The following is a 14,716-nucleotide window of genomic DNA, read 5'->3' as shown; positions in this document are numbered from 1 at the left end:
CCATATAAATTAATTACAAACAATAACATAAAAAATTCCATCTGTTCCTATTTAAGATTTCAGCAGCATGCCAAATCACACCGGTGCGGTCATCATTAAAAAATCATTAATTTTTATCTTAACAAAATTTAAAGAATTCAGATCTTCTACTTATTTCTTCGCGTTTATTTTCTATTTCCCTTTGAATTATATGGTTTTAATCGCCTTAAATTTTTTAATCTCTTCTTGACAAAACTTGATGATTCTTTTAATTTCACAAATATTGTCAACAAAAAAAGCCGCAACAACAATACTGCCGAGCTTTTACCTTAATGTAAGGAGAAACTACATGTTCCGCAAATCCACTACCGCCGCAATCAGCTTGGCCGCTTTGGCTGCATTGGCCTTGAGCGGCTGTAACAAAGACACTGCCGAAGCGGGCGAACCAAAAAAACCCGAATGTATCGCACCGGCCAAACCGGGAGGCGGTTTTGACTTGACCTGTAAGCTGGCACAAACCGGATTGAAAGACACCGGCCAACTGAAAAAACCGATGCGCGTAACCTACATGCCGGGCGGCGTAGGTGCAGTGGCTTACAATAAAATCGTGGCTAACGATTCGGCCAACGGTGATGCGATTGTAGCCTTCTCAACCGGTTCACTGTTGAACTTGGCGCAAGGTAAATTCGGCCAATACACCGAAAATGATGTGCGCTGGTTGGCGGCCGTCGGCACCGACTACGGCATGGTAGCCGTGAATGCCGAATCGCCTTTGAAAAATTTAAACGATTTGGCCGAAGCGCTGAAAAAAGATCCTAAATCCATCAGCTTCGGCGCAGGTGGCAGCGTAGGTGGCCAAGACTGGTTACAGACCGCAATGATGGCCAAAGCTGCCGGGGTAAATCCGAAAGACATGACTTACGTGGCTTTGGAAGGCGGCGGGGAGGCGGTGACTGCAGTATTGGGCAACCACATTAATGTCGTGAGTGCCGGTATTGCCGAAATGGGTCCGCACATTGAATCGGGCAAAATCCGTGTTTTGGCAGTGTTCTCGCCAAACCGTTTGGAAGGCAAGCTGAAAGACATTCCAACTGCAAAAGAACAAGGCTTCGACGTAGAATGGCCGGTGATTCGCGGCTACTACATGGGTCCGAAAGTATCTGACGAATCGTTCAACTGGTGGAAAAACCGCTTCAATGCGATGCTGAAAGATCCGAAATTTGCCGATATCCGAGCCGGCCGTGATTTGTTGCCGTTTGAATTGACCGGCGAAGAATTGCAGCAATACGTGGTGAAAACCACCGAAGAAATGCGTGTGTTGTCTAAAGAATTCGACTTGAATACTAAATAATCTGCTGCGTGTTCGGACGGCCTGTTGGTTTTCATCAGGCCATCTGAAAAGCATCTGCTTGTTTTGTGCACAAAATCCCAATTCTTGGATAAATGTTCGGCATAAAAATCAGACTGTCCGTCACAAAAGGCCGTCTGAAAATCTGGCTGAACCATAAAAATGAATGCTTCACGGAGATATTATGAATCTCGAACGCTGTTTTTCCGGCTTGCTGCTCGCTGCTGCCGTGTTCCTGCTGTATCTGGCATGGGGCTATACCGCTCCGATCAGCTATGATCCGTTGGGTCCGCGCCCTTATCCGGTGCTGATTCTGTCACTCTTGGCCGTATCCTGTCTGTTTTTAGTCATTCGCCGCAACAGCGAAACCATCGATTTGGGCTACACCCCCAATATGTTGAAAAAACTCGGCATCTGCTTAGTGACTCTGTTGCTGTACGCCGTTTTGTTTGAATTGCTCGGCTTTCCGCTGGCCACCGCACTGATGGCGTTTACCGTCGGCATCTTATTCGGCGGCAGCTTCAAGGTTTGTGCGATTTCAGGCATTGCGCTGGGCACCGGCTTCTATCTGCTGTTTGACCGCTTGCTGGACGTTCCGCTGCCGGTCGGCTTTTTCGGTTAAGGACGGAACATGGATACTTTAAACTTTTTGATGGGCGGTTTTGCCGTGGCTTTAGAGCCGCAAAATCTGCTGTTGGCCTTAATCGGCGCATTTTTGGGCACCATCGTCGGCATGTTGCCGGGTTTGGGGCCGATTAACGGCGTGGCGATTTTGCTGCCGTTTGCCTACGCGCTTGGTTTGCCGCCTGAATCGGCTTTGATTTTGTTGGCAGCCGTGTATTTGGGCTGTGAATACGGCGGTCGCATTTCGGCGATTTTGATTAACGTGCCGGGTGATGCGGCGGCGATTATGTCCACGCTCGACGGCTATCCTTTGGCCAAACAGGGCAAAGCGGGCATTGCCTTGTCTCTCTCTGCCGTCAGTTCGTTTACCGGCAGCACTATCGCCACTTTGGGCGTGGTGCTGTTTGCACCGCTGTTGGCCAACTGGGCGGTTGCATTCGGCCCTGCCGAATATTTTGTGCTGATGGCGTTTGCCATTACCTGTTTGAGCGGCTTGGTAGGCGATCAGCCGGTTAAAACCGCTGTAGCCGCCTTAATCGGTTTGGCCTTGGCAACTGTGGGCGTAGATGCCGTGACCGGCGTGTACCGATTCACGTTTGATTCGGTAAACCTTTCAGACGGCATTCAGTTCACCACCATCGTGATCGGTTTCTTCAGCATCAGCGAAATCCTGATTATGCTGGAACACACCGAACGCGGCCAAAAAGCGTTGGAGCAAGGCAAACGCACCTTGTTTAACGTGAAAGAATTCCTATTTGCCTTCGGTGCCATGGTGCGCAGCAGCGTAGTGGGTTTCGTGGTCGGAATCTTGCCCGGCGCGGGCGCAACCATTGCCAGCGCGATGACCTACACCAACGAGAAGAAACTCGCCGGTGCATCGGGCAGATTCGGTGAAGGAGACTTGCGCGGTATCGCAGCGCCTGAAGCGGCCAACAATGCTTCTGCTTGCGGCTCTTTTATTCCGATGTTAACCTTGGGCGTACCCGGCTCCGGTACCACCGCCGTGATGATGGGCGCGTTGACCTTGTACAATATCACCCCGGGCCCACAGCTTTTCAGCGAGCAACCTGACATCGTATGGGGCTTGATTGCATCGCTGTTTATCGGTAACGTGATTTTGCTGTTGCTCAACATTCCTTTGGTCGGCTTCTTCGCCAAACTGTTGAACATTCCTAACTATATCCTGATTCCGGCCATCGCCGCCGTGAGCTTCGTCGGCGTGTACGCGATTCACAGTACCACGTTTGACTTAGTATTGATGGTAGGCTTGGGCGTATTGGGCTACTTCCTGCGCAAACTCAATTTCCCACTGTCCGCCTTGATTTTGGGCTATGTATTGGGCGAATTGATGGAATCCAGCCTGCGCCGCGCGTTGTCGATTTCGCAAGGCGATTTGGGTGTGTTGTTCCACGGCCCGATTAACAAAGTATTGTGGGCATTGGCCTTGTTGATGGTGTTGCTGCCGGTTTTCCGCTGGCTGCGCCGCCGCAAACAAACTGCATAACGCATGACGACAGCCGCCCGAATCCAGCGCGGCTGTTTTCTTGGTATCATGAAAATATTCAGGCCGTCTGAAACCTTTCAGACGGCCTCATACACCATAACGATTTCCCGCGCAAACCATGAACCGCTTTCTTCCCTATCTTTCCGGTTTTGCCGCCGCTCTCACGGGCGCGCTGCTGGCTAACCTGCTCAACCTGCCGATTCCGTGGCTGCTCGGCTCATTGCTCGCTTGCGCTGCCTTGTCCACCGGCGGCATCAATATCCGCACCCTGCCCTCCGGCCGTAAAATCGGCTTGTGTATCATCGGCATGTCGCTGGGCTTGTATTTCACGCCGAAAATGGCCGGCATGATTGGTACCAATGCGCCGTGGTTGGGTGCAGGCATGTTGTTTGCTTTAATCTTAAGTTTGTGCGGCACGCTGCTGCTGCACCGTTTCGCCGGTGTCGATTTCAAAACTGCCTGGTTTGCGGCGGCAGTCGGCGGCGCGAGTGAAATGGCCACTTTGGCCGAACAACACGGTGCGCGCACGGATAAAGTGGTGGCCGCCCATTCGCTGCGCGTATTGATGGTGGTGACCATTGTGCCGTTTTTCTACCGCTTTATGGATTATCACGGCTTGGATACTTCAATCATCGACAAAGGCGGCGTGCATTATGGCGGCTTAGTGCTGCTGATTGCCTGCTGCGTCGGCACGGGTTGGGTGTTTCAAAAACGTGGCTGGGCGAACCCGTGGACATTCGGCCCATTGGCGGCAGCGGTATTGCTGACTGTCTGCGGCGTGCATTTGTCGGCGATACCGAGAGAATTGTCATGGACAGGCCAATTGCTCATCGGCTGGTCGCTCGGCACCAAATTCCGCCCTGATTTTTTCCGCGCCGCGCCAAGATTGTTGTCGGTCACCGCTGTTTTGGTGTGCATTAGTCTGCTGCTGACCGCGGGCGTTGCCCAACTTCTGGCCGCGTGCTCGGATATTCCGCTGCCCACTTTAGGGCTGGGGCTTGCTCCCGGTGGCGTGGCAGAAATGACTATTACCGCCAAAGTGTTACAACTGGGCGTACCGCTGGTGACCGCGTTTCATGTATTGCGTATGCTGGTGGTTGTGGGTTTGGCCGGCTGGCTGTATGGTGTATTGGATCGTCGGTTTGGCGTGGGGACGCGGTAAACGTATCAACTTAACATTAACAGGCCGTCTGAAAAATTTCAGACGGCCTGTCGGCTTGTTTGCAGAATCAGTTATAATCAAACCAGTATATTGAATCCAATATACGCTTTGACAAAGATTAAGGAGAAACTGATGAAGACATTACTGGCTGCCGTTTTATTGGGTATGACCGCTGCGGCCTGTGCCGCGCCTGCGGATATTGTGGTGCCGATGTCGCTGCTGGACGCACAAAATGGCGATAAAATCGCGGGCGAAGTGCGCATCAGCCAAAGCAAATACGGTGCAGTGTTCACCCCGAAAATTGAAGGTTTGGCACAAGGCATTTATGGTTTCCACGTGCATGAAAACCCAAGCTGCGCAGCCAAAGAGAAAGACGGCAAACCGGTAGAAGGTTTGGCAGCCGGCGGCCACTGGGATCCTAAGAAAACCGGCGCACACAAAGGCCCTTGGGACGACAGCGGCCACTTGGGCGATTTACCTGCTTTGGCAGTAGATGCCAACGGCCATATTCAGCCGGTGGCGGCACCACGTATCAAGAAAATCAATTCGCTCAAAGGCCGCTCGCTGATGATTCACGCCGGCGGCGACAACTACAACGACCATCCTGCTGCACTGGGCGGCGGTGGCGCACGCAAATACTGCGGCGTAATTGCCGAGTAAGTTTGATAGATGAATAAAGGCCGTCTGAAATATTGGGTTTCAGACGGCCTTTTATTTTTTTCAATCTAGTCCAACAAATTTTTCTTCACAACCGCCGGATTACCGGCAGCCAAAGAATACGGCGGCACGCTCTTGGTAACCACCGCACCGGCACCGATAACCGAACCTTTGCCGATGGTCACGCCGCCCATAATGATGACACGGCGGCCAATCCATACATCGTCTTCAATCACAATCGGATTGGTGTCGGTGTAGCCGGAAAACTTTTTAGTTGCTTTATCGAATTTGTGGCTGTGGGAATAAAACAGGCACTCCGGCCCCATCATCACATTGTTGCCAATGCCCAAGCCGTAGCAGATTTCGCAGTCCACACCGATACCCGAATGATCGCCGATTACCGTGTCTTCCAACACATACGCGCCTTTTTCGATGTTGACATTGTTACCCAAATGCGGTGAGATTTGGCGGGCAAGCGCCGCACGGATTTTTTTGGACAATTGGCCAAACGGCTTGCTGTAAGAAGCAGGCAGCCATTTGCCGATCGTTCTCAACAATACGAAAAACAGCTTTGCTTTCATTGCATTTCCTCATACAAAATCATCAATCCAAATTCAATTTCGGTTAGGCACACAAATACCGCACAAGTTTCGCCCGTGATTCGGTAATATTTGCACCGCCCTGTTGCAAAACACCGCCAATGCCGCAATATCTGCTTGACGAAACAGCAAAAAATAGCAATAATCGCCCCCTTGTCTTGAAGCATAGGTAAAACCCCTATGCCCGCTTAATCGAAAGGAAACAACATGCAACAAGGTATTCACCCCAACTACCGCGAAATCACCGTGACCTGCTCTTGCGGCAGCAAATTCGTGACCAAATCCGCGATGGAAAAAGAAAGCTTCAACATCGAAGTTTGCTCTTTGTGCCACCCATTCTACACCGGCCAACAAAAAATCGTTGACACCACCGGTCGCGTGGACAAATTCAACAACAAATTCGGCAACCTGTTCAAACGCTAATTGCCGACGGAAAAAAGACTGCTTTGGCGGTCTTTTTTTTGTGTTCAGACGGCCTCATGCCAAAAAAGACCGTCTGAAAGAAAACATGGCCAAAATATGCCATTGCCGCCTTTTTGGGCCAAGCATTCCCTGATTTGGCCGTAATTTGTTACACTAGCGCATCTTTAATGGATTTTTGAAACCGCCGCATCATGCTGACCTACACGCCGCCGGATTCCCGCAAACCTGCTAAAACCCACGAAAAACCTTGGCTGTTACTGCTGATGGTGTTCGCTTGGTTATGGCCCGGCGTGTTTTCGCATGATTTGTGGAACCCGGACGAATCAGGCTTGTTCACCGCCACCGAAGCCCTGCTCAACGGCACTGCCTCACCGCTGGTGGCACATGTGTTCGAGCAGCATAATTTCCATATTTCGCCGGTGTATTTGTGGGTGGCCGGCGCCTTTCAAGCGCTGCTTTCGCCTTGGGCGGCCGATGCTTATGCGGCCACACGCTTTGCCAGCGTGTTTTTCACCGCCATCGGTTTGTTGTTGTGCGGCTTTGCCGGTTTTAATTTCTTAGGCCGCCACCATGGGCGCAGTGTGGTGCTGATCTTAATCGGCAGCATCGGTTTGCTGCCGATGGCGCATTTTATCAGCGACATGTCGGCGGTATTTGCCGCGCTGGGTATGGTGTTGTGCGGTTTTTCACTGGCACACAAGCGTGTGATTACCGGTGCGCTGCTGTTGGGCGGCGGTTGGGCGCTGCTGTCGCTGACGGCCGGTTTCTTATTGCCGCTGGCCTTAATCGTGATGGCGTTTGCCTTGGTGCTGCATCCGCAATGGCAGTCCAAACGCTATTACCTGACCCTAATCGGTGCCTTTGCATTCGCGCTGCCGCTGATGGTGGTGTATCCGCTGTTGCTGCTGTATTTGCAGCCGCAATGGTTTGCAATATGGCGCGATGCCCATATGTTCGGCACTTACGGAGGACTGGTTGATTTTCAGACGGCCTTTAACCTGCCTTATTACCTGAAAAACCTGCTCTGGTTTGCCCTGCCTGCATGGCCGCTGGCGGTGTGGACGTTCAGCCGCACCAAGATGAACGCGCAAGGCTGGAGCGGTTTGTGTCTGGCGTGGTTTATTTTGGCAACTGCGCTCTTAGCCTTCAATCCGCAACGTTTCCAAGACCATTTGATTTGGCTGATGCCGCCGCTGGCTCTGCTCGGCGCGGCACAACTCGACGGCTTGCGACGCGGCGCAGCAGCGTTTATCAACTGGTTTGGCATCATGGCCTTTGGCCTGTTAGCCGCCTTTATGTGGGTCGGTTTTGCCGCCATGAATTATGGCCGGCCGGAAAAATTGGCCGAACGCGCGGCGTATTTCAGCCCGTATTATCTGCCGGAAATCAACCCGTTTCCAATGGCAGTGGCCTTATTGTTCACACCCTTATGGCTGTGGGCGATTACCCGCAAACACATTCGCGGCCGCCAGGCTGTGACCAATTGGGCGGCCGGCGTGACGCTGACCTGGGCATTATTGATGACATTGTGGCTGCCGTGGCTGGATGCCGCCAAAAGTTACGCGCCGGTAGTGAAGCAGATGGAATTATCGCTTTACCCCGAATTACGCCATCAATTCAGCGAAGGCCACGAGTGCATCAGCGTAGATCAACAAGACCACCGCAGCCGTACCGCTTGGGCTCAATACAGCGATTGGGATTTGCAACCCGACAATCCAAACTGCCGCTACCGCTTGGTGCAGCAGCCGCAAAATACCGCCGTACCGCAAGGTTGGACGAAACTCTGGCAGGGTGCGCGCCCACGCAATAAAGTAGAAGGTTTTGCCTTATTGCGCCGAGAAAGCTAAAAACCATTTAAAGGCCATCTGAAATTCAGTTTCAGACGGCCTTTAATCCGACGGGAAAACAGCGTACAATCACACGTTTGTTTTTGAATCCGTTATTTTTTCAGACGGCCTCACACACGCAACCAAACCCCAATACACACCTCCTTCATTCGATCAGGCCGCCTGAAAGCCCAATATATATGTCCAACATAATTTACCCCAAAATTTACGACGTCGTCGTCGTCGGCGGCGGCCACGCCGGTACCGAAGCCGCGCTTGCCGCCGCACGCATGGGCGCGCAAACGCTCCTGCTTACCCACAACATCGAAACCCTCGGCCAAATGTCGTGCAACCCGTCCATCGGCGGCATCGGCAAAGGCCATTTGGTGCGCGAAGTGGATGCGCTGGGCGGTGCGATGGCTTTGGCGACCGATATGTCCGGCATTCAGTTCCGCCGTTTGAACGCGTCCAAAGGTGCAGCCGTGCGCGCCACCCGCGCACAAGCCGACCGCATTCTTTACAAAGCCGCCATCCGTGAAATGCTGGAAAACCAAGAAAACTTGGATTTGTTCCAACAGGCAGTGGAAGACATCACGCTTGACGGCGGGCGCGCCGGCGGCGTGGTAACCGCCATGGGCGTGGAATTTAAAGCACGCGCAGTGGTGTTGACGGCGGGCACGTTTCTGGCCGGCAAAATCCACATCGGCTTGGAAAACTACGCCGGCGGGCGTGCAGGCGATCCGGCTTCGCAAGGTTTATCAGGCCGTCTGAAAGAATTGAATCTGCCGCAAGGCCGTCTGAAAACCGGCACGCCGCCGCGCATTGACGGGCGCACGATTGATTTTTCCCAACTCACCGAGCAGCCGGGTGATACGCCTGTGCCGGTGATGTCGGTGCGCGGTTCGGCCGATTTGCACCCGCGCCAAGTGTCGTGCTGGATTACCCACACCAACCTCGAAACCCACGACATCATCCGCTCCGGTTTTGACCGCAGCCCGATGTTTACCGGCAAAATCGAAGGCGTGGGTCCGCGTTATTGCCCGTCTATCGAAGACAAAATCAACCGTTTTGCCGATAAAGACAGCCACCAGATTTTTCTGGAGCCTGAAGGCCTGACCACACACGAATACTACCCCAACGGCATTTCCACCAGCCTGCCTTTCGATATTCAGCTCGCCCTCGTGCGCTCGATGAAAGGTTTGGAAAACGCCCACATTCTGCGCCCCGGTTACGCCATCGAATACGACTATTTCGACCCACGCAACCTCAAAGCCAGCCTGGAAACCAAAACCATCTCCGGCCTCTTCTTTGCCGGACAAATCAACGGCACCACCGGCTACGAAGAAGCCGCCGCACAAGGTTTGCTGGCCGGTGCCAACGCCGTGCAGTATGTACGCGGGCAAGACCCGCTGTTATTGCGCCGCGAGCAAGCCTACTTGGGCGTATTGGTGGACGATTTGATTACCAAAGGCGTGAACGAACCTTACCGCATGTTCACCAGCCGCGCCGAATACCGCCTGCAACTTCGTGAAGATAACGCCGATATGCGCCTGACCGAAGACGGCTACAAAATCGGCTTGGTTTCCGAAGCCCAGTGGCAAGCGTTTGACCGTAAACGGGAAAACATCGAACGTGAAATCCAACGCCTGAAAAGCACGTGGTACACGCCGCAAAAACTGTCTGAAGCCGAACAAGAGCGGGTATTGGGGCAAAAACTCAGCCGGGAAGCCAATCTGCACGACTTGCTGCGCCGCCCGAATATCGACTACGCCGCCCTGATGACGCTGCCCGATGCCATGCCGTCTGAAAAACTGGGTGACGATGTGGTGGAACAAGTCGAAATCCAAGTGAAATACCAAGGCTACATCGACCGCCAAAACGAAGAGCTCGACAGCCGCCGCGACATTGAAACACTGAAGCTGCCGGGCGACATCGATTACAGCAAAGTCAAAGGCTTATCGGCAGAAGTACAGCAAAAACTCAACGCCCACCGCCCCGAAACGCTGGGTCAGGCCGGCCGCATTTCCGGCGTAACCCCCGCCGCCGTGGCTTTGTTAATGGTGCATTTGAAACGCGGTTTTAAAGACGCGAAATAAGGTTTTCCCGAGTACAAAGGCCGTCTGAAAGCAAGCATTTGCTTTCAGACGGCCTTAGGTTTTGCTGGATTCGGGTTCACAATCGCCGACTGAAGGGCGCATGAAAATCCTTATGAAAACATAAACTTAAATTTAAGGTGGGTGCCACCCGCCTTTTCACTCCGCACAGCAAAATGATGAAACAAACCATCATGGCGGATTGATACCTACCCTACCGCCTTTCAGACGGCCTCACAAGCATCGATTTAAATTGAAAAACAGAAAACATGCATGCCCCTTTTCCCCGCTTGGCAGCAATAATGGTTCGGCAACGTCCGCGGCGATGTGCTGTCGGGCTTGGCGGTGGCGATAACTTTGATTCCCGAAGCCGTTGCTTTTTCGATTATCGCCGGTGTCGATCCGCAAATCGGCCTGTATGCTTCGTTTTGTATTGCGGTGGCCGTTCAGCTTTGCCGGCTGCCGTCCGGTGATGATTTCGGCTGCCACCGGCACGATGGTCTTGGTGTTGGCCGGTTTAGCGAAGGAACACGGTTTGCAGTATATGCTGGCCGCAACCTTACTCACCGGCATGATTCAAATCATTGCCGGCCGGCTTCAACGTGATGATGTTGGCCACCGTCGGCATTATGGTATACAGCCACAATCTGGCTTTGGGCTTACTCGCCGGCGTGCTGCTCTCGGCGTTGTTTTTCGCCAATAAAACCGGCCGCTACATGAGCGTGCACAAACCAGGCGAAGGCCGGATTTTGCGTTATGACGTGGTCGGACAGGTGTTTTTCGCCTCGTCCGATGACTTCAACGCCGCTTTCGATTTCGGCCGCAACGATGTGAAAAACGTCACCATCGGCCTGACCTACGCCCACCTTTGGGACGTAAACGCCGTGTCTGCTTTGGATAAAGTAGTGTTGCGTTACCGCAAAGCCGGTACGGAAGTGGAAATAACCGGCCTAAACGAAGCCGGCCGCACGCTGGTTGACCGTTTCGGCACACACAACAAATCGCAAGCGGCCGGCATCATCGGCCGTTAAGTGTAAAGGCCGTCTGAAGCGCTTGATAAGCGCACCCATCGGCCTAATAATATGACTGACTGTATTTTTAACACCCATAAAGAGACAAACCATGAACGAACAAGATTTTGACTTGGACAACTTAGACGATTTACTCGGCGGCTTCGACGGCGTAGCAGTCGAAGGCGGCGTGGACGCGGAAAGCGAAGACGACAACTGTATCGGCGGCGCGTGTAAAATTTAAGCGGCAAACATAAAAGGCCGTCTGAAACATTTCAGACGGCCTTTGAATACCTTAATCGAGTAAAACGTAAGTTTTGCATATCCCATGCTCAATCTAACAAGCAGCGGGCTTAAAGTACAATCTGACATCATCCGATTAACCTTTAGGACTCCCAACATGATGACGCAAACTGTCAAACGCTTCGTCGGCATGGGCGTAATCGGCATCACTGCCGCCGGCCTCAGCGGCTGCGTGGTTTCAGACGACCCCGCCGTGAATGCCATTGCCACCACCGCCACCGTCGGCACAGTCGCTTCTTTACTGTATTACAGCCTTGACGACGGCTACTATTACGACAACCGCTACAACCGTATGCCGCGCTCGTATCGTCCGGCCTACAATACCCACGTTCGCCGCATCGACAGCATGAGCGACTACCGCCGCCGTTATCCGACCGAAGCGCGTATGCATCAGCAAAACCGCGTGTTGTCCGACCGAATTTACCGCCAGCGCGAGCAAAACCGCATACTGGAAAACCGCCTGGAACAGCAACGCATACACAACCGCCAATTGCAGAACCAGCTCGACTACCAACGCGAGCAAAACCGCCACATGCAGCAGCGTGTAGAAGATTCGCGCAACCGCAGCATTTTGATGCGTGAGCGCATGGAACAACAGCGCCGCAGCCATCAAGTGCGCGAAAATATCCGGCAGCAGCGCATTTACCGCAGCAACGAATCACGTTTGCTCAATCGCCAACCCAACATGCAAAACCGCCAGCCGGTGCGCCCGCCGCACTCCAACAGCTTGCGCGCGCCATGGGAACAAGACGGCTCGTAATTCAACCGCTTATTTCCTCGCAGGCGGAAAGCAGGCGACGATACCATTATGTATCCTCGCCTGCTTTCCGCCTGTTTTTTTGTGCCGAATATGTTCAGACGGCCTCATTTTCCGTTACCATATCGTCTAGGCGGATGACCCGCCATGATTAACCCGGAAACCGCCATGAACCACACACAGCAACTGCAAAACGGTCTCGCCCAAATGGGCTTGGGCCTGACTGACGACCAACAAAACAAGCTCATCGAATACGTCGGGCTGCTCAAAAAATGGAACAAAACCTACAACCTCACCGCGCTGCGCGATGAATCGCTGATGATCAGCCACCACCTGCTCGACAGCTTGACCCTGCTGCCTTATATCGAAGGCGCACAAACCATGCTCGATGTCGGCTCCGGCGGCGGCCAACCCGGCATTCCGACCGCCATTTGCCGCCCCGATTTGCAGATTACCCTGCTCGATGCCAACACAAAAAAAACCTCGTTTCTGCAACAAGCCGTGATTGAACTGGGCCTAAGCAACGTGCGCGTCATCAGCGGCCGCGTTGAAGCCGTGCAAAATTTTCAGGCCGATGTGATTACCAGCCGCGCCTTTGCCGAACTGGCCGATTTCGTCAACTGGACAACGCAGCTTCTGAAAGACGGCGGCTACTGGGCGGCCATGAAAGGCATGTTCCCGCAAGAAGAAATCGACCGCCTGCCGGATTTTGTGACCGTGGAAAAAGTGGAAGAAATGCATGTGCCGCAACTGAATGCCGAGCGGCACATGGTAATTATGCGCAAGAAATAAATGCTGCATAAAGGGCTTCTGAAAATCTATGATTTTCAGAAGCCCTTGTTATACCCATTTGACGCAAATAACGGTACAATTCCAGCCATCATACTCTTCTATCGGCAAAGCACATGAGCGCAAAAATCATCGCCATCGCCAATCAAAAAGGCGGCGTCGGCAAAACCACCACCACCGTCAATCTGGCCGCTTCCTTGGCCAAGCGCGGCCAACGCGTCCTGGTGATCGATCTCGACCCGCAAGGCAACGCCACCACCGGGAGCGGCATTGACAAAGCCAGCCTGGAACAAGGCGTGTATCAAGTGGTGTTAGGCGATGCCGGCATTCAGGCCGCGGTAGTGAAAAGCGAAAGCGGCGGCTATGATGTGCTGGGGGCCAACCGCGCCTTGGCCGGCGCCGAAATCGAATTGGTACAGGAAATCGCCCGCGAGCTGCGCCTGAAAAACGCCTTGCAAGTGGTGGAAAACGACTATGATTTTGTGCTGATTGACTGCCCGCCGTCGCTCACCCTGCTCACGCTCAACGGCTTGGTGGCGGCCAACGGCGTGATTGTGCCGATGTTGTGCGAATACTACGCGCTGGAGGGCATTTCCGATTTGATTGCCACTGTGCGCAAAATCCGCCAAGCCATCAATCCTAATCTGAACGTGACCGGCATCGTGCGCACCATGTACGATGGCCGCAGCCGCTTAGTGGTGGAAGTGAGCGAACAATTGCAGCAGCATTTCGGCGATTTGATGTTCGACACCACCATTCCGCGCAATATCCGTTTGGCAGAAGCCCCGAGCCACGGTATGCCTGCGCTGGCTTACGATGCCGCCGCCAAAGGCGCACAAGCTTATTTGGCGCTGGCCGACGAACTGCTGGCGCGAGTGAAGGCATAAGCGTTTTGCCTGCAAATTGAACATATTTAGATTTTATTATAAACAAGGCCGTCTGAAACTTTTGTTTTCAGACGGCCTTGTTTATAAATCCCTTATTCAAACAACCTTCCCTGCGCCAACAATGCCCTGACCGGCGCAAAGTCTTCGCGGTGTTCCGGCAACACGCCGAATTGCTGCAAGGCGGCCAAATGTTGCGCCGTACCGTAGCCTTTGTGTTTGTCGAAACCATACTGCGGATAGCGTTCGGCCAGCGCATACATTTCGGCATCGCGCGCGGTTTTCGCCAACACCGAAGCGGCGGAAATGGCCATGATTTTGCTGTCGCCTTTTACCACGGCTTCCGCTTCAATCCCCAAATCTTTGGGCACGCGGTTGCCGTCTATCCACACTTTTTCCGGCAGTACGGCCAAGCCCTGCACTGCCCGTTTCATCGCCAACATGGTCGCGTACAGAATGTTGAGAGCGTGAATCTCGCGCGGATTGGCACTGGCCACATACCACGCCACGGCCTGCGCTTTAATCATCGCCGCCAACTCGTCGCGCCGCTTTTCGCTGAGTTTTTTCGAGTCGGTTAATTTGGGCAAATCATAATGCTCAGGTAAAATCACGGCCGCCGCAAACACGCTGCCGACCAGCGGGCCGCGTCCGGCTTCATCGACACCGGCTGATAATAATAAGGTCATGGCATACTTTCCGTTTCGGTCGTAATCGGCCGAAACCTTGTGCAATCTTAAAAGCGTTATTGTAACCAATGC

The 14,716-nt window shown here is 53.2% G+C and carries 16 protein-coding genes; 14 read left to right on the top strand and 2 right to left on the bottom strand.

The features are described from left to right. Positions 1-328: 328 nt before the first annotated feature. From H4O27_RS12255 to H4O27_RS12235, 5 genes are all read left to right on the top strand, one after another. Positions 329-1,330: a Bug family tripartite tricarboxylate transporter substrate binding protein gene (locus H4O27_RS12255; RefSeq protein ID WP_165009318.1), complete on the top strand. Its 1,002-nt coding sequence runs from the start codon at positions 329-331 to the stop codon at positions 1,328-1,330. Between the two features lie 181 nt (positions 1,331-1,511). Then, positions 1,512-1,949: a tripartite tricarboxylate transporter TctB family protein gene (locus H4O27_RS12250; protein ID WP_165009320.1), complete on the top strand. Its 438-nt coding sequence runs from the start codon at positions 1,512-1,514 to the stop codon at positions 1,947-1,949. A gap of 9 nt (positions 1,950-1,958) precedes the next feature. After that, on the top strand, positions 1,959-3,455 hold the full coding sequence (locus H4O27_RS12245; protein ID WP_165009322.1) for a tripartite tricarboxylate transporter permease: 1,497 nt from the start codon (positions 1,959-1,961) through the stop codon (positions 3,453-3,455). Positions 3,456-3,573: 118 nt separating this feature from the next. Beyond that, positions 3,574-4,617: an AbrB family transcriptional regulator gene (locus H4O27_RS12240; protein ID WP_165009324.1), complete on the top strand. Its 1,044-nt coding sequence runs from the start codon at positions 3,574-3,576 to the stop codon at positions 4,615-4,617. A gap of 132 nt (positions 4,618-4,749) precedes the next feature. Beyond that, positions 4,750-5,277, top strand: a complete 528-nt coding sequence (locus H4O27_RS12235) for a superoxide dismutase family protein (protein WP_165009326.1) — start codon at positions 4,750-4,752, stop codon at positions 5,275-5,277. Positions 5,278-5,342: 65 nt separating this feature from the next. Here the strand turns inward: H4O27_RS12235 and H4O27_RS12230 are convergent, their stop codons facing one another. Beyond that, positions 5,343-5,855: an acyltransferase gene (locus H4O27_RS12230; RefSeq protein ID WP_165009328.1), complete on the bottom strand. Its 513-nt coding sequence runs from the start codon at positions 5,853-5,855 to the stop codon at positions 5,343-5,345. Positions 5,856-6,080: 225 nt separating this feature from the next. On the opposite strand from H4O27_RS12230, the gene rpmE reads away from it, so the two are divergent. The 9 genes from rpmE to H4O27_RS12195 all read left to right on the top strand — a co-directional run bounded on the left by rpmE (position 6,081) and on the right by H4O27_RS12195 (position 13,961). Further along, a complete protein-coding gene (gene rpmE / locus H4O27_RS12225) occupies positions 6,081-6,296 on the top strand; it encodes a 50S ribosomal protein L31 (RefSeq protein ID WP_165009330.1) in 216 nt (71 codons plus the stop codon). Positions 6,297-6,487: 191 nt separating this feature from the next. Further along, on the top strand, positions 6,488-8,143 hold the full coding sequence (locus H4O27_RS12220; protein ID WP_165009332.1) for an ArnT family glycosyltransferase: 1,656 nt from the start codon (positions 6,488-6,490) through the stop codon (positions 8,141-8,143). 179 nt (positions 8,144-8,322) lie between these two features. After that, positions 8,323-10,218, top strand: a complete 1,896-nt coding sequence (gene mnmG / locus H4O27_RS12215; protein WP_165009334.1) for a tRNA uridine-5-carboxymethylaminomethyl(34) synthesis enzyme MnmG — start codon at positions 8,323-8,325, stop codon at positions 10,216-10,218. A gap of 324 nt (positions 10,219-10,542) precedes the next feature. Further along, positions 10,543-10,821, top strand: coding sequence for a SulP family inorganic anion transporter (locus H4O27_RS13680; protein ID WP_443094007.1), 279 nt, complete (start codon positions 10,543-10,545; stop codon positions 10,819-10,821). After that, positions 10,821-11,246 carry an STAS domain-containing protein gene (locus tag H4O27_RS13675; protein ID WP_443093820.1) on the top strand — a complete coding sequence of 142 codons (426 nt, stop codon included), beginning with the start codon at positions 10,821-10,823 and terminating at the stop codon, positions 11,244-11,246. The genes H4O27_RS13680 and H4O27_RS13675 overlap by 1 nt, the downstream gene beginning before the upstream one ends. A 91-nt stretch (positions 11,247-11,337) precedes the next feature. Beyond that, positions 11,338-11,469 (top strand): hypothetical protein, encoded by a 132-nt coding sequence (locus tag H4O27_RS13410; protein WP_255464576.1) that lies wholly within the window; start codon positions 11,338-11,340, stop codon positions 11,467-11,469. Positions 11,470-11,625: 156 nt separating this feature from the next. After that, complete coding sequence (locus tag H4O27_RS12205; RefSeq protein WP_165009336.1) at positions 11,626-12,288, top strand: hypothetical protein; 663 nt, start codon at positions 11,626-11,628, stop codon at positions 12,286-12,288. Positions 12,289-12,453: 165 nt separating this feature from the next. Next, a complete protein-coding gene (rsmG, locus tag H4O27_RS12200) occupies positions 12,454-13,077 on the top strand; it encodes a 16S rRNA (guanine(527)-N(7))-methyltransferase RsmG (RefSeq protein WP_165009352.1) in 624 nt (207 codons plus the stop codon). A gap of 113 nt (positions 13,078-13,190) precedes the next feature. Continuing rightward, the gene (locus H4O27_RS12195) at positions 13,191-13,961 is read left to right on the top strand and encodes a ParA family protein (RefSeq protein ID WP_165009338.1); all 771 of its coding nucleotides are present in this window, start codon (positions 13,191-13,193) and stop codon (positions 13,959-13,961) included. 92 nt (positions 13,962-14,053) lie between these two features. Here H4O27_RS12195 and rnhB read toward each other — a convergent pair whose 3' ends face one another. Continuing rightward, positions 14,054-14,644, bottom strand: a complete 591-nt coding sequence (gene rnhB, locus H4O27_RS12190; RefSeq protein WP_165009340.1) for a ribonuclease HII — start codon at positions 14,642-14,644, stop codon at positions 14,054-14,056. Positions 14,645-14,716: the final 72 nt, after the last annotated feature.

The organism is Neisseria yangbaofengii, assembly GCF_014898075.1.
GTDB classification, from domain to species: domain Bacteria; phylum Pseudomonadota; class Gammaproteobacteria; order Burkholderiales; family Neisseriaceae; genus Neisseria; species Neisseria yangbaofengii.
The sequence above is the reverse complement of the archived record's forward strand: the minus strand, read 5'-3'. Positions and strand labels throughout refer to the sequence as shown.